The 18,837-nt window shown below is 64.3% G+C and carries 17 protein-coding genes; 6 read left to right on the top strand and 11 right to left on the bottom strand.

What is annotated here, in order from left to right; translation table 11 throughout:
• Positions 1–26 precede the first annotated feature (26 nt).
• Positions 27–2,261: a xanthine dehydrogenase family protein molybdopterin-binding subunit gene (locus tag KVO92_RS01435; RefSeq protein WP_217473922.1), complete on the bottom strand. Its 2,235-nt coding sequence runs from the start codon at positions 2,259–2,261 to the stop codon at positions 27–29.
• Positions 2,261–2,725, bottom strand: a complete 465-nt coding sequence (locus tag KVO92_RS01430; protein ID WP_217473921.1) for a (2Fe-2S)-binding protein — start codon at positions 2,723–2,725, stop codon at positions 2,261–2,263. Before KVO92_RS01430 ends, KVO92_RS01435 begins: the two co-directional genes overlap by 1 nt.
• 121 nt (positions 2,726–2,846) lie before the next feature.
• On the opposite strand from KVO92_RS01430, the gene KVO92_RS01425 reads away from it, so the two are divergent.
• Entirely contained in the window at positions 2,847–3,746 is a 900-nt protein-coding gene (locus tag KVO92_RS01425) for a LysR substrate-binding domain-containing protein (RefSeq protein WP_217473920.1), read from the top strand.
• Positions 3,747–3,793: 47 nt separating this feature from the next.
• Here the strand turns inward: KVO92_RS01425 and KVO92_RS01420 are convergent, their stop codons facing one another.
• From KVO92_RS01420 to KVO92_RS01395, 6 genes are all read right to left on the bottom strand, one after another.
• A complete protein-coding gene (locus KVO92_RS01420; protein ID WP_217473919.1) occupies positions 3,794–5,056 on the bottom strand; it encodes a DUF2254 domain-containing protein in 1,263 nt (420 codons plus the stop codon).
• Between the two features lie 72 nt (positions 5,057–5,128).
• Positions 5,129–5,800, bottom strand: coding sequence for an HAD family hydrolase (locus KVO92_RS01415; protein ID WP_217473918.1), 672 nt, complete (start codon positions 5,798–5,800; stop codon positions 5,129–5,131).
• Positions 5,801–6,830: 1,030 nt separating this feature from the next.
• Positions 6,831–7,304 carry a DoxX family protein gene (locus tag KVO92_RS01410; RefSeq protein WP_217473917.1) on the bottom strand — a complete coding sequence of 158 codons (474 nt, stop codon included), beginning with the start codon at positions 7,302–7,304 and terminating at the stop codon, positions 6,831–6,833.
• Between the two features lies 1 nt (position 7,305).
• Positions 7,306–8,100, bottom strand: coding sequence for a DNA-binding domain-containing protein (locus KVO92_RS01405; RefSeq protein ID WP_217473916.1), 795 nt, complete (start codon positions 8,098–8,100; stop codon positions 7,306–7,308).
• Positions 8,097–8,939, bottom strand: a complete 843-nt coding sequence (locus KVO92_RS01400; RefSeq protein ID WP_217473915.1) for a DUF692 domain-containing protein — start codon at positions 8,937–8,939, stop codon at positions 8,097–8,099. The genes KVO92_RS01405 and KVO92_RS01400 overlap by 4 nt, the downstream gene beginning before the upstream one ends.
• Before the next feature lie 15 nt (positions 8,940–8,954).
• Positions 8,955–9,227, bottom strand: coding sequence for a DUF2282 domain-containing protein (locus tag KVO92_RS01395; RefSeq protein ID WP_217473914.1), 273 nt, complete (start codon positions 9,225–9,227; stop codon positions 8,955–8,957).
• Positions 9,228–9,443: 216 nt separating this feature from the next.
• Here KVO92_RS01395 and KVO92_RS01390 point away from each other — a divergent pair, with 216 nt between their 5' ends.
• The 3 genes from KVO92_RS01390 (at position 9,444) to KVO92_RS01380 (ending at position 11,323) form a co-directional block, all read left to right on the top strand.
• A complete protein-coding gene (locus KVO92_RS01390) occupies positions 9,444–10,010 on the top strand; it encodes a sigma-70 family RNA polymerase sigma factor (RefSeq protein ID WP_217473913.1) in 567 nt (188 codons plus the stop codon).
• Positions 10,007–10,648, top strand: coding sequence for a DUF1109 domain-containing protein (locus KVO92_RS01385; RefSeq protein WP_217473912.1), 642 nt, complete (start codon positions 10,007–10,009; stop codon positions 10,646–10,648). The genes KVO92_RS01390 and KVO92_RS01385 overlap by 4 nt, the downstream gene beginning before the upstream one ends.
• Before the next feature lie 87 nt (positions 10,649–10,735).
• Positions 10,736–11,323, top strand: a complete 588-nt coding sequence (locus KVO92_RS01380) for a LysE family translocator (RefSeq protein ID WP_217473911.1) — start codon at positions 10,736–10,738, stop codon at positions 11,321–11,323.
• A 56-nt stretch (positions 11,324–11,379) separates the two neighbouring features.
• Here the strand turns inward: KVO92_RS01380 and KVO92_RS01375 are convergent, their stop codons facing one another.
• Positions 11,380–12,225, bottom strand: a complete 846-nt coding sequence (locus KVO92_RS01375) for an AraC family transcriptional regulator (RefSeq protein WP_217473910.1) — start codon at positions 12,223–12,225, stop codon at positions 11,380–11,382.
• 476 nt (positions 12,226–12,701) lie between these two features.
• Here KVO92_RS01375 and fdhF point away from each other — a divergent pair, with 476 nt between their 5' ends.
• Together fdhF and KVO92_RS01365 are read left to right on the top strand one after the other, a co-directional pair.
• Positions 12,702–15,665, top strand: a complete 2,964-nt coding sequence (fdhF, locus tag KVO92_RS01370) for a formate dehydrogenase subunit alpha (protein WP_217473909.1) — start codon at positions 12,702–12,704, stop codon at positions 15,663–15,665.
• The gene (locus tag KVO92_RS01365) at positions 15,665–16,147 is read left to right on the top strand and encodes a DUF1641 domain-containing protein (RefSeq protein WP_217473908.1); all 483 of its coding nucleotides are present in this window, start codon (positions 15,665–15,667) and stop codon (positions 16,145–16,147) included. The genes fdhF and KVO92_RS01365 overlap by 1 nt, the downstream gene beginning before the upstream one ends.
• An 18-nt stretch (positions 16,148–16,165) precedes the next feature.
• Here KVO92_RS01365 and KVO92_RS01360 read toward each other — a convergent pair whose 3' ends face one another.
• The gene (locus KVO92_RS01360; RefSeq protein WP_217473907.1) at positions 16,166–16,840 is read right to left on the bottom strand and encodes a haloacid dehalogenase type II; all 675 of its coding nucleotides are present in this window, start codon (positions 16,838–16,840) and stop codon (positions 16,166–16,168) included.
• Between the two features lie 143 nt (positions 16,841–16,983).
• Entirely contained in the window at positions 16,984–18,822 is a 1,839-nt protein-coding gene (locus KVO92_RS01355; RefSeq protein WP_217473906.1) for a glycoside hydrolase family 15 protein, read from the bottom strand.
• Positions 18,823–18,837: the final 15 nt, after the last annotated feature.

The raw sequence follows: 18,837 nt of genomic DNA, 5'->3' as shown, positions 1-18,837 counted from the left end.
GTACCAGACGGAGCAAGGTTTGCGCCTCAAACGTTCGTGCGAACAGCGAGTTCCAGTGGGGTGCTGCGCTGCCGATCGCCGGTTAGCCGGAACAGTGCGTTGGCGATAGCCGGCGCGACGGGCGGGCTGGTCAGTTCCCCCACCCCGCCAGGTTTGTCGCGTTCCTCTTGCAGCAGGATGATTTCGATTTCAGGCATGTCGCTCATGCGCGCCACGCGGTAGTCGTGGAAATTGCTTTGCAGCACTCGGCCATTCTGGATGTCCATGCGATCGAACAACGCATGCCCCAGGCCCCACATCAGACCGCCGTAGATCTGCTCCTCGACCCCGCCCGGCGATACCGCCAAACCGCAATCGACTGCGCATGTGAGTTTGTCGATACGTATCCGACCTTGCTCCTGAACAAGCTTGGCGACCACAGCCACATAGCTGTGATAAGCCTGGTTAGTCGCGATACCCAGCGAAGTGCCGGCCGGTTGCGGCCTGCCCCAGCCGGCACGCTCGGCGGCCTGGCGCAACACGCTGACGTGCCGTGGCCGTTCATGCATGTGCGCCAGACGAAACTCCAGCGGATCACGCCCGGCCGCATCAGCCAGTTCATCCATGAAGCTTTCCACGGCGAATACGTTGGGAATGAAGCTGACGGAGCGATACCAGCCGGTGGGAACCCCGGTTTCGTGACGCACCCAGCCGATGTCCATATGCTCGGCACGGTAGGCGAAATCCCAGGGCGAGATCGCCTCGGTGGTGCTGTAGTCCATCTGATCCGGGCGCTCCAGGTAACCCGGCTCCCATTGCTCCGGCGAGGCCGGCGACACAGCGCGCAGTTGCAGGCCGCTGAGATTGCCCTTGGCATCCAGCGAACCCTTTAGCCGATGAAACGTGGCTGGATGGCCAAACAACGAGCGCATTTCATCCGTGCGGCTGTTGATCAACTTGACCGGTCTACCGGTCCTGTTGGCCAGATAGGCCACTTCAAACAGCCAGTATTTCGATTCACGCGCACCGAAGCTGCCGCCCGACACCGTATCGTTGATGGTGACGTTCTCCATCGGAATGCCGCACACCACCTGCGCAGCTTCGCCTGCCGAAGATGGCACCTGCACACCGCCCCAATAACTGATGCCGGCATCCTTGACCCAGGCCGTAATGCACACCGGCTCGAGCGGGTTCTGCACCTTGTAGGGCATCAGGTAATCGGCTTCGAGCAGCGTGCCCGCCTGCGCCCAATGAGCCTCGACGTCGCCGCTGACGATGGTCGGCACCAAGGGGGCTTGCCCACTCTCGAGATACGTCGCTTGTTCAGCGCCTAACGCCGCGCTGTTGAAATCGGCAAAGCGACTCTCGCTCCAGCGTATTTGCAACGCCGCCCGGCCTCGTTCGGCGGACCAATAGTCCTGGGCCAGCACCGCGACCCCTTCGAAGTTGCCGCCAAGCACCTCCGGATGCGCCGGAACCTGCATGACCTGATACACCCCTGGGACCTGCAAGGCCGCGCTGGCATCCACGTCCAGCACCTTGGCACCGATGACCGGGGCGCGCTCGATCACCGCTACCCACATACCAGGCAAGGTCACGTCGATGCTGTAGCGGAAGCTGCCATTGACCTTCTCGGCGGCGTGGCGCTTGTGTTTCAGCTTGCCGATGTACTTGAACTGCGCCGGGTCCTTCAGCGCCACGTGTTCTGGAACAGGCAGCTGCGCAGCGGCTTCGGCCAGATCGCCATAGCTGGCGCTACGCCCGCTTGCCGCGTGCACGATACGGCCATCCTGGCTGCTGCAGCTGGCCGGGCTAACCGTCCATTGCTCGGCAGCAGCAGCCAGTAGTAACGCTCGCGCAGTGGCGCCAGCTTGACGCAGACGATCGTATTCCAGCGAAACACTGGTACTGCCGCCGGTCGAGAAGACCTTCCAGACCGGGTGGATATACACCTCGAAGAAGGGATTCTCTGGGGTGATGACCTCGATCTGCATGGGGTCGACATCCAGCTCCTCAGCCACGCAGGCGGCCAGCGCCGTCAGCGTGCCGGTACCGGAGTCGTGCTTGTGCGCGACGATCTTGACGCTGTTGTCGGCCAGTACGCGCACCCAGGCGTTCGGCTCAAATGGCGTGCCCGCTGCCACTGCGCTGTCCGCGGCAACGGCGCTGCTCAGTAACTGCGGCCAGTGAAAGCCAATCGCCAGTCCCGAAGCCAGCACGGTACTGAGCTTGAGAAAATCGCGACGTGGCAGTACTACCACCTCTTTATCCTGGCTGGACATCAGGCCTCCTGCGGCGAACTGGCCGCGCGTTTGATGGCTTTGTTGATGCGCGCATAGGTGCCACAGCGGCAGATGTTTCCGGACATGGCTTGAGCGATGGTTTCATCGTTTATGACCTTGCCCGATGCCAGCAGCGCTGCCGCGGACATCAGCTGGCCCGACTGGCAGTAGCCACATTGCGGAACGTCTTCGGCAACCCAGGCCAGTTGCAGCGGGTGTTCGCCCGTGGGCGACAGCCCCTCGATGGTGGTGATCTCACGGCCAGCGGCAGCCGATACCGGAATCTGACAGGACCGCACCGGCATGCCGTCCAGGTGCACCGTGCAGGCGCCGCAAAAACCGCCGCCGCAGCCGAATTTGCTGCCCGTCAGGTGCAAGCGGTCGCGCAGCACCCAGAGCAGTGGCATGGATTCCGAGGCGATATCCAACCTATGCTGGGTACCGTTCACCAGGAGTTCGATCATCAGCAGTCCCTCTTCCGCCGGCGCGATTTTCGCTTGCCGTGTCTGCCGCGATTATTGAAGTCCGGTTAACAACCCAGCCAGCGACCATTTCTGCCAACCTCTGTAAGTAGAGCTAACAGCCATGTACAAACGCTATCCGTCGGTGCAGTCGATGAACGCCTTCTTGCATGCGGCGCGCACTGGGAGTTTTTCCAGCGCAGCGCGGAAGCTGGATCTAAGCCATAGCGCAATCAGCCAGCAGATTCGCTCGCTGGAGGAATTCATCGGCCAGCCGCTGTTCATCCGCGAAGGCGGCGGCAGCAACCTCACCGATGCAGGGCAGCTGTTCGCCAGCGTCCTCGCGGACGGCTTGGCCCAGGTCGACCGGGCCTTGTCGTCAGTCAAGAACCGCAAGGTGCCGCTACGCATGACCATCGATGTCGACAGCGAGCTGGCGCAGAGTTGGCTGAATGCCCGGCTGCCAGAGCTGCTCAGTGCACTGCCGGGCCATGAGCTGATGCTGATGTCGATGCCGCGCGCCGAACGGCCCTCGTTCGAACGGGTGGATGTGTCGCTGCGCTATGGCTACGGCGACTGGGATGACTGCGAGATGATGCAGATTTGCGCCGATCGCGTAATCGCCGTGGCCGCACCTGCCCTGCTAAGCCGCTATGAACTAACCGCGCCGATCGGCCCGGAGCAGGTGTTGGAACTGCCCCTGCTGGGCTATACACGGCGCTCCTGGATTCCCTGGCTGGACGCCGCTGGCCTGCCGCCGGAGGAGCCGGCAGCGGTCGTGGTATTCGACAACGCCGCCAACCTGATGGCCGCTGCCGAGGCCGGCGTGGGAGTTGGTTTGGTGCGCGGCTTGCTGGCCGCTGACGCGTTACGCGCAGGGCGCTTGGTGGAACTGACCTGCGCGGAAATCCCGGCTCATTACAACCTCTATGCCGTCTGGTCGCATGGCCAGGCCGAGCGAGTCGCGCCGCTGGTCGAAGCGGTCAAGCAGATGGCCGCAAGCACCCTATCGACGACTGACTGAGCGCCGTTTCATCCACCCGGCTGCCCGGAAAAATCGTTACAGCAACCCTAACGCGCCGCGTCAGGCAAATCGAAACGGGCCACCGCCTGCCTGACACGCTGCCAATCCTCCCCCAGGGTCAGTGCCTTTTCGGCGCGTTCAAGTGCCAGTTCGGCCTGGTGTCGCGCGGCCAGCGAGACGGTCGCGTCGCCGAGGCGATCGAGCGAGGCCAGGGCCTGTTGCAGGCACAGCCCGACCTCCACGATTGCAGCGCCGTCGCGGGCGATGGGGGTGAAGAAGTCGTCGATGATGTCCGCCACCCCGAGCCCTGGCGCGAATACCCGCTCATAAAGGGGCTGCTCCGGCGGCGTAGGTCTGCTCAGGTGCGACAGGACGCGCAGGCCGCGCCCGATGACGTCGACAGCGGTGCCCTGGTCGTTGATACCAGGCGACAAGGCGCGCGAGGCGATTTCGGCCAGAACGGTGATACCGAACCGCGGGTCGCGCTCGAAGGTGCGTTGCGCGCCAATGACGAAAGCGGCGCGCAGCTTGGCGTCACAACGCTCTTCGATCCCCACCGCCCAGGCGATCGGTTGGGTCGGCTCGATGAACACGCCCGGCAGCACGCAGATGTAGACCGCGCTGGTATCGTCTTGCGTCAGCGCCCCGAGCGCGGGCATGTCGATGTGTTGGACGAATCCGATCTTGTCGGCGTACAGCGGGCGTGCACCGGGTATCGCGATCGGGTTGACGTCGAGTGGGCGGCCACCGAGAAAGGGTTGCTCCATCCGCTGGCACAGCGCCCGGGTCGCAGCCTTCTCTACCCGCGCCGTGGTCTCCGCGACCCGTCCCAAGCCAGACAGCTGGTCGATCCAGCGCAACAGCGCGTAGATCACCATGACCACCACGAGCAAGGTGGCGGCGAAGAGCACCACGCGCCCCTCTTTGCTGTACAGCCCAGTGCTCAAGGCGATGATGCCGACCAGGCTGAAGATGAACGAGCCGATGAAGGTGGACAGCGTGTTTTGCGTGGTCGGGTCCTCGACCAGCAATGAGATGGCGCGAGGCGTGACGTTGCTGGTCGCCGACCCATAGGCCGCCACCATGATGCTCAGGGAGAAGGTGGTGACGGCGAGCATGCTCGACGCCAGCACGTTGAGGATGTTGTCGACGGCGTCCGACCCGATCTTGGTCGGCACCGAATCCGGTATGTAGGGCGCCAGCGCGAGGGCCAGCAGGGCCGTTGCGACGCCCAGGATGGAAAACAGGCTGGCCCGGAACCAGGGCCGCTTGAGGATACGAATCAGAAACCACTTCCAGCGCTTGCCCATCGGCTGTTCACCTTGTCCGTTACAGTACTGACCAGAACACGGCTGGACGGTTGCGCGCCATTAGACGACCGCTCAGCTGTCGCGCAGGCGCGCAACCGTTGCCGGCAGGTCACGCATGTCATGAACGACAGCGGTCACACCCAGTTCACGCAAGGCCTGATCATGGCCGGCCGGAATGTGGCTGGCGCCGGTAAAGCCGATCACTCGCATGCCCGCGGTGCGCGCTGCCAGTACGCCGGTCGGGCTGTCCTCGACCACCAGGCAATGCCCCGGCAGCACACCCATGCGCTCGGCGGCCAGCAGGTAGACATCCGGCGCCGGTTTGGGCGATGGCACCATCTCGGCGCAGAAGATATGGCCCGCGACACGCTCGGTCAGCCCAGCGCGCCGCAGCGATGCCTCGACGTTATGCAGACGGCTGTTGGAGGCCACGGCCAGCGGCAGATCGATGGCGAGCAGCGCGTCGCGCACGCCCGGGATCGCCTGGACCTCCTCGGCCACCACCTGCTCGCTTTGCCGACGCAGGTCGGCATCGAAAGTGGCAGGCATCTGCAGGTCGAAGCGCTTCTCGATGAGGTCGATGATGCTTGGCACCGTCAGGCCGAAGGTCCCTTCCAGGGCTTCGTCCAGGCGGTCGGCGGGTATGTGCAGGCTCAAGGCCTCGAACAACACGCGGTGGCTGATGATTTCGCTGTCGACGATCACGCCGTCGCAATCGCTGATCAGCAGGTCGATAGTAGCCATCGGCTCTCCTGGTGTTGAGGCGCGGTATCGGCAGCGTATCTGCCGAATGCGCGGACAGCCGTTGGACTGCCACAAGCCTGTCGAGTTTTATCCTGGTTAAGTTCTGCCGCGACCTCGGCTAGCCCCACAGGTCGCAGGCAGAGCCAGCTCCTACAGCACGGCGGCTCTATGTAGGAGCAGGTTCTACCTGCGAACAGGGCCACGACACACCGGCTGAAACCTCGGGTCGCAGGCAGAGCCGGCTCCTACAGCACAGCCGCTTTAGGTAGGAGCAGGTTCTACCTGCGAAAAGGACCGCGACGCACCGGCTGAACCTCGGGTCGCAGGCAGAGCCTGCTCCTACAGCGCGGCGGCTCTATGTAAGAGCAGGTTCTACCTGCGAACAGGGCCACGACACACCGGCTGAAACCTCGGGTCGCAGGCAGAGCCAACTCCTACAGCGCGGCGGCTCTATGTAGGAGCAGGTTCTACCTGCGAACAGGGCCACGACACCGGCTGAAACCTCGGGTCGCAGGCAGAGCCGGCTCCTACAGCACAGCCGCTTTAGGTAGGAGCAGGTTCTACCTGCGAAAAGGACCGCGACGCACCGGCTGAACCTCGGGTCGCAGGCAGAGCCTGCTCCTACAGCGCGGCGGCTCTATGTAGGAGCAGGTTCTACCTGCGAACAGGGCCACGACGCACCGGCTGAACCTCGGGTCGCAGGCAGAGCCTGCTCCTACAGCGCGGCGGCTCTATGTAGGAGCAGGTTCTACCTGCGAAAAGAGTCGCGACGCACCGGCAGAACCTCGGGTCGCAGGCAGAGCCTGCTCCTACAGCGCGGCGGCTCTATGTAGGAGCAGGTTCTACCTGCGAACAGGGCCACGACGCACCGGCTGAACCTCGGGTCGCAGGCAGAGCCTGCTCCTACAGCGCGGCGGCTCTATGTAGGAGCAGGTTCTACCTGCGAAAAGAGTCGCGACGCACCGGCTGAATCTCGGATTGCAGGCAGAGCCTGCTCCTACGCCACAGCGGAGCCGTTCACCCGCACGGCTCAGCGAATCCCCAACAACCGGTCCAGTGACCACCAGCCGGCACCACGACCGATGACCACCAGCATCAGGCCGATCCAGGTGAGATGGGTGGGCCAGGCGTCGGGATAGACGAACACCTGAATCACCAGCGTCATCCCCAGCAGCGCCAGCGCCGACAGCCGCGCCAGCAGCCCCAGCACCAGCAACACGGGAAACAGATGCTCGGCGTAGGTGGCCAGGTGTGCCGCCAGGTGCGGCGGTAGCAGCGGCAAGGCGTACTCGGTCTCGAACAGGTCGTAGGTGCCCGGCTTGATGGTCAGGATGCCGCTGACCTTGGTCCGCCCGGAATAGAAGAACACCGCGGCAATGCCCAGGCGCGCGACCAGCGACAGCGTCGAATCGCTGATCACGCCCTGCAGCCAGCCCGCGATGCGATTCCAGGGGTGCAGCAACCGCGATGGTGTGGTGGATAGAGGGCTGCGTGTGGCGTCCATTTCAATTACCTCCACTGTGGGTCAGGTCGCTCGGCTCAGCGGCAAAGACACCGGCCTCGAACAGGCGAGCCAGCAAGTCGTTGAAGTCCAGATCGGGTTGGGCCTGTAGCGCCCTTGCCGAGGCTTCGTCCAGGCTGCATTGCGCTGCGCAGGCATCGAGAAACGCGCAGCCGCCAGCCCCTAACGGCTGCCAGCCCACGCGTTCGCCCCGGCGATACAGCAGGCCACCTTCGCCCTGCCAGAGCAGCAACTGGGGCACCTCCTGCTGCTCTCGGTTGCAGCGCCAGATGGTGAAGACCGGCAATGCGAACCACTGCCAGCGCGCGGCCGCGGTTGGCCTGAGGCGCAGCCCGGCGAGCTGTTCGGGCGCCAGTCCCGCGATTGCAGCCAGCGTCAGCGGGGCTTGTTCCGCCGCGCTGAACGCTTCGATCCAGAGCCGATCGAGTCGCGCCACCCCGGCGAGATAAGGCAGCTCGCGGGCGGGCTCGAAGGCCTGCAGAAAGTCCGCAAAGTCGGCGCCATATTCGATCAGTTGCGCCATTACCGGCGGCGAGCGCCGGGCATAGACCGCCGCCGCGGCGGCAAACCATTCGCCGCCGACCAGCCGCTCGACCGTCGGGAAGTTGGCCCGCAGCGCATCCACGCAGCCTTTCATCACGGTATTGCGATAGACCGCGAAGCCGGGCTGCGCGGCAAGCGCCGCGATCACCGCCTCCGCTTCGTCGTACGCGGCCGGCTCGACACCTTGCAGGGCCTCGACGAACGCGTCCTGAAAATGTCCCAGCGACAGGCTCATCCCACCCTCCTCTGGCCATCGAGTACGCGCTGCGCGCAGTCGCGCTCGCTCAGCAAGTCGGTGAACGCCGGCAATTGATCATCCCGTTCGATCAGCGTCGGCCGCGCGCCGATCCGCTCGATCAGGCGCTGGTACAAGGCCCATACCGCTGCGGTGATCGGTGCGTCGTGGGAGTCGATCAACAGGCCCGAATCGCCCTGAGCATCCTGGCTGTGGCCGGCCAGATGAACCTCGAGCACGGCTTGGGCCGGGAATCGATCGACATAGGCACGCGCATCGAACCCCAGGTTGTGGGCGCTGACGTGTACGTTGTTGACGTCGAGTAACAGACCGCAGCCGCTGCGCCTGGCGAGTTCGGCGAGAAAGTCGATCTCGTCCCACTCGTGCCCCTCGATGCGCAGGTAATGGCTGGGGTTTTCCACCGCGATTTGCCGGCCCAGGTACTCCTGGGTGCGTTGCACGTTGTCGACGATCCGCGCAAGGGCCGCATCGGTGCGAGGAAACGGCAACAGGTCGGGGTGGTACTGACCTCGCCAGGCGGACCAGGCAAGGTGCTCCGAAACAAGGGCTGGCCGAACCCGTTCGGCCAAGGTTTTGAGGCGTTGCAGGTGCGACTCGTCCGGTGGGCAATCGGCTGCCAGCGATAACGACACACCGTGCAGCGACAGTGGATGGCGCTCGCCGACGGCTTCCAGCCAGGCCAGACGAGGGCCGCCGCTGAGCATGTAGTTCTCCGGATGCACTTCGAACCAGAGCCCGGAGGCGGTACAGGCATGCGCCGCCTCGTAGTACTCCGGCTTGAGACTGAGGCCGGCACCCAATTGAGCAGACATGTTCATCGGCAGCCTACGCAATCAGGATTCGATCGGGGTCAGCGAGCCCATGCCCTTGGGCGTCTTGATCGAGGTGCAGGTGCCGGCCGGAACGTTTTTCCAGGCATTGCCCTGGTAGTCCATTTTCGAGGTGCCGGCACAGCTGGTTCCGGCGCCGGCCTTGCAATCGTTCTGACCCGCCAGGGCCACGCCATAGCACTTCTCCATGGCGCCTTCGGTTTTTTCGGCTGCCGTGACACCAGCGGCAAGGGATGCGAGTGCAACGGCAGCAGCGGTAAGAGCGAGCGTATTCATGGGGTTCTCCATTGAGTTCCAGATTGTGGTCAGCGGATTTGCTAGCCACTCAATCGATAATTCGCACGGCGCGGGGCAACGGTTACAGGCAGGCAAAAATATTTTTGAGATTTTTTTAGAGCCGTCCTACCGTAGCGACGCCTCGGCCGCTGGCGCCACGAGCCGGGCAATATTGCAGCAGCAAAAATTTCTCTTCTCTTGTAACCAGAGCGTCCGATGGAACGAACTACCCACCAAGAGGCATTGCAGGCGCGCGAGACACGCCTGCAAGCGCTGCTGTTGAAAGGATTGGAGGGTGACGAGGCGTCTTATCGACAGTTCCTGACGTTGCTCGGCGCGCATCTACGCAGCTTTCTCAGGCGCCGATTGCATTCGGCCGATGTCGAAGACCTGCTTCAGGAGGCCCTGCTCGCGGTACACAACGCACGGCACACCTACCGCGCTGACCAGCCGCTGACCGCTTGGGTCCAGGCCATCGCGCGGTACAAGCTGATGGATTATTTCCGCGCTCATGCCCGAGGTGACGCTCTCAACGACCCGCTGGACGACGACGCCACGTTGCTGGCCGAGGAGGACCACCAGGCCGACCAGGCACAGCGCGATCTGGCCCGGCTATTGGAGCAGTTACCGGACAAACAGCGCCTGCCGATTCTTTACGTGAAGCTGCAGGGGCTGTCGGTGAGCGAAACCGCGACCCTGACCGGCCTGTCCGTATCGGCCGTGAAGGTCGGCGTGCACCGCGGCTTGAAGGCGCTCGCCGCCCTGATTAGAGGTTCCCGATGAAGACCGATGACCTGATTTCAATGCTCGCCAGCAACGTGCCGCCGGTCGAACGCCGGGTCGTCGCCAAGCGCTTCAGTCTCGCCGTGGTGATCGGCCTATTGCTCGCCCTGCTGGTCCTGCTGACGTTCTTCGGCGTGCGCGCGGACCTCGCCGAGGTGGCGGCCACACCGTTGTTCTGGGGCAAATTGGCGCTGCCGGCTTCGCTGCTTGGCGGCGCCCTGGTGATGACCACCCGCCTGTCTCGGCCGGGCGTGCGCGCTGGCGGCAGCTGGGCGGCGATCACCCTGCCGGTGGCTGCCGTGTGGCTGGCGGCGGCGGGTCTGCTGCTCGGCGTATCGGCCGACAGCCGCTGGGCGCTGGTGCTCGGCAGCACCTGGCGCACCTGCCCGATGAATATCGCGGTGCTGTCGATACCGGCATTCGTCACGGTGTTCTGGGCCATGCGCGGTTTGGCGCCGACCCGGCTACGCCTGGCCGGTGCGGCGAGCGGCCTGCTGGCCGGCTCGATGGCGACGCTGGCCTACAGCCTGCATTGCCCTGAGATGAGCGTCGCCTTCTGGGCGGTCTGGTATGTGCTGGGCATGCTGGTGCCCACCGTCATCGGTGCCCTGCTGGGACCACGACTGCTGCGCTGGTAAACCGCTACAACGCGCATTTCGTTCAATACCGGCTCGACGCCCCCTCTTATCTTCGCGCTGTCTTCCCTGCGTGAAAGAGGAGTTTCGATGAGCCTGTTCCTGTCCATGGCGGCCTTTGCGCTGGCCTCGTCCATCACCCCCGGCCCGGTCAACATCGTGGCGCTGAGCAGCGGCGCCCAGTTCGGCCTGCGCGCTGCCATGCGCCACGTCAGCGGCGCCACCCTCGGCTTTACCCTGCTGCTGGTGCTGATTGGTCTGGGGTTGAGCGAGGTCCTGGCGCGATGGCCTTGGCTGACCGAGTCGATCCGGCTGGCCGGCGTCGCGTTTCTGATCTACATGGCCTACCGGCTGGCCAGCGACGACGGCCGGTTGAACACCAGCAAACCGACCCTGCAACCGACGATGCTCTACGGCGCGATGATGCAGTGGTTGAATCCGAAGGCCTGGCTGGCTTCGGTGGCCGGCATGGGGCTGTTCGCCGCTGCCGGTGATATGCCTTCGGTGTGGCGCTTCGCGGCGATCTACTTCGTGATCTGCTACGCCTCGCTGGCCTGCTGGGCGTACGCCGGCACCTTCGTGCGGCATTACCTGAACAACCCGGCACGACTGCGGGTGTTCAATCGGGTGATGGCGGCGCTACTGGTCGGCTGCGCGGTCTATCTGTTGGCGCTTTAGCGCTGCGCTGGCCTGCCGAAGCGCCAGCAACCGCGCGCCCATCCGGCCGCGAAACGCTAGGCGCGGCGTTGGCCGCGGTAGTGCCCGGGGGTCGCCGCCAGCAGTTGCTTGAAGGCGCGCTGCAGATGCGCCTGGTCGGCAAAACCCGCGGCCAGGGCCACCTCGGCGATCGGAATGCCTCGGCGCAGTTCCGCACGGGCGAACTGCACGCGGCGGTTGGTCAGGTAGGCGTGCGGCGTCATGCCGTAGTGCCTTCTGAACGACCGGATCAGGCCCGATATCGACACGCCGGCTGCCGCGCAGATCTCTTCCAGCTTGAGTGAGCGTTGGTAATTGTCGGCGATGAATTCGGCCGCTCGCCTCAGCTTCGGATCGCTCACCGGTTCCTCGGCCTGTATCCCCAGGCGCTGATGCATGGCGCCGAAGAATTCCACCACGGTGCTGTGTTTGTGCAAGAGGTCGGCCTGTTCGTCGGTCAAGACCGCATGCAAACCTCTGAAGCCGGCCTGCAGGTTCGGATCGCGCGAGAGGATCGGCGCGAAGCAGCGAAACCCCGCACCGCCCATGCCCAGCTCATCCTGCAGATCGCTCAGCCAGTCGGCATCGACATACAGCATGCGGTACGCCCAGGGCTGATTGCGGATCGGGTTGCAGGCGTGCACGTCACCGGGATTCATCAGCACCAGCGTGCCCGCCTCGATGCGGCACTGTTGCTCACCGTTGAGGTAGGTGCTGACGCCACTGTCGATCAAACCGACCGAAAAGGTTTCATGACTGTGCCGCGCGTAGCAGACGCGGCGGCCGTCCGCCACGCTGCGCGACTCGATGAACGGCAACGCCTGGTCCCGCCAGAAGCTGGAGCCAGCGAGGCTGTGCCGATCCGTGGTGTTGGGCTGATGCATGACGGGTTGCCACAAGCTGCTGCGAAAGGGGCAGGTTAGCCGAAAAAAGCGTCCCCTACGATGCGCCCCGCAACCGTGGGAGCGGTCTCGACCGCGAAGGCTTTCACGCAGAGGGATCGTTCGGTGCGGGTTATCACTGGGAGACTTGAGCGGTACGCAAATGCCGAAAGCTCGCGGTCAAGACCGCTCCTACAAAATGCACCACGCTCCCACAAAAAGGCACCGCGCCCCCGTGGGAGCAGTCTCGACCGTGAAGCTTCCAGGCGCAAGGCTTCGCTGCTGCACGGTGCGCCCTTTCGGGCAAATGCTCGCCTCCTTATGCCACGCGCCTCTCGTCGCGGTTCCTGAACGATCAGATTGACCATCAGTCACCTCTAGTAGCCATCCACCGCTAGGAAACCGGAGCAGGCTCGGGGACCGCTGCGCCGCCCGACGCTCTGTGCCGACGCCTCGGCGTAAAACAACCCGGAGGCCTGATGACCGCTTGCACGATTCACTATGACGGTACCCCCTTGGTCGGCGAAGCCGACACCCCGCTGATCGACTTCCTCGCCAAGCATGACATCGACCTGCCCCACGTCTGCTACCACCGCGCACTGGGCTCGCCGCAAACCTGCGACGTCTGCTGGGTGCAGGTCGACGGCGAGCTGGTGCGCGGGTGCACGCTGAAGGCTCGCGACGGGCTCGAGGTCACCAGCCAGATCGCCGAGGCCAAGGCGGCCCGCGAGGAAGGCATGGACCGCCTGGTGGCCAAGCACGAGCTGTATTGCACGCTGTGCGAGCACAACACCGGCGACTGCACCCTGCATAACACCTATGCGCAGATCAATCCGCCGATCCAGCGCTACGAATTCAAGCGCAAGCCCTATGAGAAGGATCACTCCAACCCCTTTTACACCTACGACCCGGACCAGTGCATTCTCTGCGGTCGCTGCGTCGAGGCGTGCCAGAACGTCGAAGTCAACGAGACACTGTCGATTGACTTCAACATGGAGCATCCGCGCGTGCTCTGGGACGGCGGCAAGCCGATCGACGAATCGAGCTGCGTCAGCTGCGGCCACTGCGTCACCGTCTGCCCCTGCAACGCGCTGCTGGAGAAGACCATGCAGCCGGACGCCGGCCCGTTCACGGCGCTGCCGCAGGACATCAAGCGGCCAATGATCGACATGGTCAAGAAGCTCGAGGAAACCATCGGCGCCCGTCCGATCACCGCCATTTCGAAAATGGACATGCACTGGCGCCAGCCGGAGATCAAGCGCACCAAGACCGTGTGTACTTATTGCGGTGTGGGCTGCTCGTTCGAGATGTGGACCCGCGACCGGCACATTCTCAAGGTGCAGCCGGTGGTCGACGCCCCGGCCAACGGCATCTCCACCTGCATCAAGGGCAAGTTCGCCTGGGACTTCGTCAACGACCCGAAACGCCTGACCACTCCGCTGATCCGCGAGAACGGCCAGTTCCGCGAAGCCAGCTGGGACGAGGCACTGAATCTGGTCGCGCATCGGCTGATGCAGATCCGCGACAGCCACGGGCCGGACGCCATCGGCTTCATTGGCTCGAGCAAGGCTAGTAACGAAGAGGCCTATCTCACGCAGAAGATCGCCCGCGCGATCATCGGCACCAACAGCGTCGACAACTCTTCGCGCTACTGCCAGAACCCGGCGACGAAGGGCCTGTTCCGCACCGTCGGCTATGGCGGCGATGCCGGCACCATCGCCGACATGGAGAAGGCCGACCTGATTGTCGTCGTCGGCAGCAACCTGTCCGAGAACCACCCGGTGATCGCCTCCAAGCTCAAGGCGCAGAAGAAGCATCGCGGGCAGAAGTGGGTGGTGTTCGACCCGCGCAAGCACGAGATGGCCGAGCGCGCCGACCTGCATCTGCGTCCCAATTCCAGCACGGACATGGTCTGGGCCTCGGCCCTGTCGCGCTACATGTTCGAGCACGGCTACGCCGACCAGGATTTCCTCGCTGCCCGGGTCAACCAGATCGAGGAATACAAGCAATCGCTCGAACCTTTCACCATGGAGTTCGCCGCCGAGGTCACCGGCATCGCGAAAGACAAACTGATCGAGGCCGCCGAGCTGATCGGTCAGGCCAAATCGGTGTGCCTGCTCTGGGCCATGGGCATCACCCAGCACAGCCACGGTTCGGACACCAGCACGGCGCTATCCAACCTGCTGCTGGTCACCGGCAACTACGGCCGGCCCGGCACCGGCGGCTACCCGATGCGCGGCCACAACAACGTGCAGGGCGCCAGCGATTTCGGTTGCCTGAAGAACATGTACCCGGGCTACGAAAAGGTCACCGAGGAAAAGAACCGCGACAAGTGGGCCAAGGCCTGGGGCGTGCCGAAAGAGAAGCTGTCGCTGGAGAAAGGCAACGACAACTTCACCATGGTCAAGGGCGCCGACGAAGGCTCGGTCAAGGCGATGTACATCATCGGAGAGGAAACCGCGTTCTCCGATGCCGACAGCACGAGCGTGCACAGCGGCTTCGAAAGCCTGGACTTCATGGTGGTGCAGGACATCTTCCTCAGCCGTACCGCGCAGTTCGCCGATGTGGTGCTGCCGGCCTGCCCTTCGGTGGAGAAGGAAGGCACCTTCACCAATACCGAGCGACGCATTCAGCGCTTCTACCAGGTGCTGCGGCCGCTCGGCGACAGCCGGCCGGACTGGCAGATCCTCACCGACCTGGCCAAACGCATGGGCCACGACTGGGGCTATGGCCACCCAAGCGAAATCATGGACGAGGCCGCCAGCGTCGCCACCATGTTCCAGGGCATCAGCTACGAGCGGCTGCAAGGTTGGGAATCGCTGTTCTGGCCGATGCAGAGCGACGGCAGCACCACGCCGCTGCTCTACACCGACCGCTTTCATACCGATGACGGCAAGGCCGTGCTCTTTCCGCTGGAATGGAAGCAGCCAGCCGAAGCGGCGGACGCCGAGTACGACATCATGCTCGACAACGGCCGCATGCTCGAACAGTTCCAGAGCACCAACCAGACCGGCTGCGGCCCGCGGATCTGGTCGCAGGCACCGAACTGGTTCGTCGAGGTCAGCCCGGAGCTGGCGGCCGAGCGCGGCATCGAGGACGGCACTTGGGTCCGCGTCACCTCGCGCCGCGGCTCAGTGGCAGTGCGTGCGACCGTGACCGATCGGGTCGCCGGCAAGACGCTGTTCATGCCCATACATCAAGGCGAACCCGGGCTCAACCTGCTCACCGGTGAGCACCATGACCCCGACGTGAACACGCCGGCGTACAAGGAAACCGCGGTGAACCTGGAGGTGCTGGCAGAAAAAGGCGAACCGCCGCTGCCACCGAACAGCTTCCGCCATGCCAAACGCACGCCCAACGATGGCGTGCCCGTCGAGGTGAAGTGGTACCGCGACGACTACGTCGCCCCGCCCGCCCAAGCCCCGCACCCGGAGAGATTCTGATGGCCCAGCGAATCGACTACGACGTCAAGCCGACGCCGATCGGCCCCAGCGCGCGCGAAGAGCTCGACACCCTCCTCGATACCCTGCACCAGCGCGGCGTGCTGCGGTTTGCCAACGACCTGGCCGGCTCGCACGACCGGGTGCTCAAGGTGCTGGTCGACGGGATGAGCAAGGAGGGCTCGCTCAACGCCGTTCAGAACCTGTCGATTCTCGGCATGGCGCTGTCGCGCATCGAGCCGGCGCAATTCTGCAAGGTGGTGTTCGCCTTACAGGATGCGTTTCATGCGATCGGCCACTACAAGCCCGACGGCAAGCACGACGAGGCGCCGGGTGTGACCGGTGCCTACAAGATGCTGCATGACGACGAACTCTGGGCGGCGCTGACGCCGATCATCGAAGGGCTCAAGTCGTTCGCTGGCGGGTTGGACAAGGAACCGGAAAAGCCCATCACCGCCTTCAGCGGCAAAAAGACGGAGCAGTGAGACAACGCGAGCCTGGCGTCAGTGCTGACGCCAGGCCGTGACCTGTGCCGCAAATTCTTGTAGATCACTACTGTGCAAGTCCGGCTGGCTGCCGGCCGGATTGAGCACCTTGCCCGGTCGGGCGATGAACGCGGTACGGCAACCGGCAACCGCCGCGCCGGTAATGTCCCAGGCATGAGCGGCGACCATCATCATCTCGTCCAGGCCAATGCCGTGGCGCTCGGCGACCATTCGATAAGGCTCCGGTGCCGGTTTGTAACGCTTCACCTCCTCCACTGACAGAACGGCATCGAAGCTGTTGGCCAGGTCTGCCGACTCCAGCTGGTGGCGTACCGCCTGCAGACTGCCGTTGGACAAGGCAGACAGGCAGAACCCCTCGCCGCGCAGTTGGTCGAGTGCTTGACGCACGTCCGGATGGGCGGGCAAGCACTTCATGCCATCGACCAGTTCCTGGCACTGGGCCTCGCTCACCGTTACGCCGCGTCGATGCCCGACCATCACCAACGCCGCCTTGGCCAGTTCGCCGAAGGGCTGGAAGTTATCGACGATGGTGGCGGTCAACCAGCCTTCTTCCAACGTCAGAAACCATTCGACCCGACTCTCCCTATCGCCAAACAGGCGCTCGAATAGCGGATCGAGCGCGGCGACATCCAGCAGTGTTTCGTTCACATCGAATACCAGGTGGCGAAGCATGCACGTTCTCCTATGCAGATGAGTCGGTGGATGGGTGATCTTGAATGAAGAGCACGAAGCCACCGATGAAAGCGATCACCGGACGGCGACAAGCTGCTGAGAGCAATGGCTGCACGTCTGTTGGGTTTGCTGGCCAGCATCAGTCAATGGGCCGACAGCGGCGCCGTTTCGCCCGGCACCGGGGTGCCTTCGCTCAGCCGCAGGGCGGCGTTGATCAGCCCGACGTGCGAGAACGCCTGAGGCACGTTGCCACGCTGGGCACCGTTCGTGGGGTCGATTTCCTCGGCAAACAGGCCGAACTCGCCCTGCAGGTCGCGCATGCGCTCGAACAGGTTCTCGGCCTCGGCGTGTGCACCGACCATCACCAGCGCCTCGACCAGCCAGAAACTGCAGATTACGAAAGCGCCCTCGCGGCCGCTCAGCCCATCCACCGCGCGCGGGTGGTAACGGCGCAGTAACCAGGGCCGGTCTTCGATCACCAGGGCGTCGCGCACGGCATCGACCGTGTGGCGAAACAACGGCTCCTCGCCGCCGACAAAGCCGCTGCGCGCCAGCAACAGCAATGCGGCATCCAGGCCTTCGTCAGCGTAGGCACGGATGAAGTGACTGCCGTCCGCACTGAGACCTTCTCTCAGTAACTGCTCGCGAATCGCCTCGGCTTCGCGCCGCCAAGTCGCCGCGTCGGCTTCCAACGCGTGGCGCGTTTGCAACCACAAGGCGCGCTGCAGCCCGGCCCAGGCCATGACCTTCGAATGCACAAACTGGCTGGGTTCGCTACGCACCTCCCAGATGCCCTGCCCCGGTTCGCGCCAGTGCGCGGCGATGAAGTCGGCGGCCGCACGCATGTGCGGCCAATGCCCACGCAATGCCGGCGCGTTCATGTCATCGCAGATGTAAACGCACTCGAGCAGTTCGCCGTAGATATCGAGCTGACGCTGATTATTGGCAGCATTGCCGGTACGTACCGGCGTCGAGCCACGGTAGCCTTCGACATCCTCGACAGCGTGCTCGTCGGGCGTCGGCTCGCCGTCGACCGTGTAAAACGTCTGCAGTGGCAGCCCGTGCCGCTCGACGGTGTTCTGCAGCCATTGCGCCCAGCGGTGGGCCTCATCATGGCAGCCGAGGCTGAACAGCGCGGCGAGGGTCAGCCCGGCGTCGCGGAACCAGGTGTAGCGGTAGTCCCAGTTACGCGTGCCGCCTAGCGCTTCGGGCAGCGAGGTGGTGCCTGCCGCGACCACTGCGCCGGTCGGCTCGTGGATCAACAACTTGAGCGTGATGGCGCTGCGCACGATCAGCTCACGATACCGGTCGGGGCAGCGCAGCTTCCTGCTCCAGGCCCGCCAGGCCTCGGCCGTGGCGTCCATGCGCGACCAGCGTTGCGCGGAGGACAGCGACGTCGGCAAGGTTGAATCGAGCCCAACCTGCAGCGCCACGGTAAAGCGTTCGCCGGCCTTGACTGAACGTCGGCCGCACCAGCCCCTGTCGGTGCGTTCGAACGGGCACTCGGCGTCGAATCGCAACGGCGGCTCGTCGGCCCGAAGCTGCCCGGTGTCGTCCAGCGACCAACGCACCGGGGCGTCGCCGAAGCCTTCCGCTGGATCGACGGTCAGCTCGAACATCACCTCACCTGACACACCCTCGACGCACCACAACAAACGCTGCCCCTGCTCGTCCGCCGGCCAGACCATGCCCAGCGTTACCCGTGCTTCGCCCTCGGCTGTCGCCCACTGCTGCTCGAGCACGGCGGTGTCGTCCAGATAGCGCATTCGAGGTTTCGCAACGCCTTGTGCCGCCAGACGCAGCCGCCCGCCTCGGGTACGGTCGATCAGCGGCCAGAACAGCGGCGACGCGTCGAAACGGCGCGGGCAGAACCATTCGAGCCCACCATCGGGGCCTATCAGTGCGATTGAATGACCATCGCCTAGCGCTGCCAAGGAGCTGATCGCGGGATAGTCGGCGGATGGGTTCGAGGAGCAGGTCATCACAGAGCCTCGTCT

This window comes from Stutzerimonas stutzeri, assembly GCF_019090095.1.
Lineage (GTDB): Bacteria > Pseudomonadota > Gammaproteobacteria > Pseudomonadales > Pseudomonadaceae > Stutzerimonas > Stutzerimonas stutzeri_AN.
This window is presented reverse-complemented; position numbering and strand designations above follow the sequence as displayed.

What these genes read in the sequence shown, in the direction of transcription:
- KVO92_RS01365 (WP_217473908.1), top strand. Translation starts at nt 15,665, where the DNA reads ATGGCCCAGCGAATCGACTACGACGTCAAGCCGACGCCGATCGGCCCC.
- KVO92_RS01425 (WP_217473920.1), top strand. Translation starts at nt 2,847, where the DNA reads ATGTACAAACGCTATCCGTCGGTGCAGTCGATGAACGCCTTCTTGCAT.
- KVO92_RS01360 (WP_217473907.1), bottom strand. Translation starts at nt 16,840, where the DNA reads ATGCTTCGCCACCTGGTATTCGATGTGAACGAAACACTGCTGGATGTC.
- KVO92_RS01385 (WP_217473912.1), top strand. Translation starts at nt 10,007, where the DNA reads ATGAAGACCGATGACCTGATTTCAATGCTCGCCAGCAACGTGCCGCCG.
- KVO92_RS01415 (WP_217473918.1), bottom strand. Translation starts at nt 5,800, where the DNA reads ATGGCTACTATCGACCTGCTGATCAGCGATTGCGACGGCGTGATCGTC.
- KVO92_RS01380 (WP_217473911.1), top strand. Translation starts at nt 10,736, where the DNA reads ATGAGCCTGTTCCTGTCCATGGCGGCCTTTGCGCTGGCCTCGTCCATC.
- KVO92_RS01420 (WP_217473919.1), bottom strand. Translation starts at nt 5,056, where the DNA reads ATGGGCAAGCGCTGGAAGTGGTTTCTGATTCGTATCCTCAAGCGGCCC.
- KVO92_RS01405 (WP_217473916.1), bottom strand. Translation starts at nt 8,100, where the DNA reads ATGAGCCTGTCGCTGGGACATTTTCAGGACGCGTTCGTCGAGGCCCTG.
- KVO92_RS01355 (WP_217473906.1), bottom strand. Translation starts at nt 18,822, where the DNA reads ATGACCTGCTCCTCGAACCCATCCGCCGACTATCCCGCGATCAGCTCC.
- KVO92_RS01410 (WP_217473917.1), bottom strand. Translation starts at nt 7,304, where the DNA reads ATGGACGCCACACGCAGCCCTCTATCCACCACACCATCGCGGTTGCTG.
- KVO92_RS01435 (WP_217473922.1), bottom strand. Translation starts at nt 2,261, where the DNA reads ATGTCCAGCCAGGATAAAGAGGTGGTAGTACTGCCACGTCGCGATTTT.
- KVO92_RS01400 (WP_217473915.1), bottom strand. Translation starts at nt 8,939, where the DNA reads ATGAACATGTCTGCTCAATTGGGTGCCGGCCTCAGTCTCAAGCCGGAG.
- fdhF (WP_217473909.1), top strand. Translation starts at nt 12,702, where the DNA reads ATGACCGCTTGCACGATTCACTATGACGGTACCCCCTTGGTCGGCGAA.
- KVO92_RS01430 (WP_217473921.1), bottom strand. Translation starts at nt 2,725, where the DNA reads ATGATCGAACTCCTGGTGAACGGTACCCAGCATAGGTTGGATATCGCC.
- KVO92_RS01390 (WP_217473913.1), top strand. Translation starts at nt 9,444, where the DNA reads ATGGAACGAACTACCCACCAAGAGGCATTGCAGGCGCGCGAGACACGC.
- KVO92_RS01375 (WP_217473910.1), bottom strand. Translation starts at nt 12,225, where the DNA reads ATGCATCAGCCCAACACCACGGATCGGCACAGCCTCGCTGGCTCCAGC.
- KVO92_RS01395 (WP_217473914.1), bottom strand. Translation starts at nt 9,227, where the DNA reads ATGAATACGCTCGCTCTTACCGCTGCTGCCGTTGCACTCGCATCCCTT.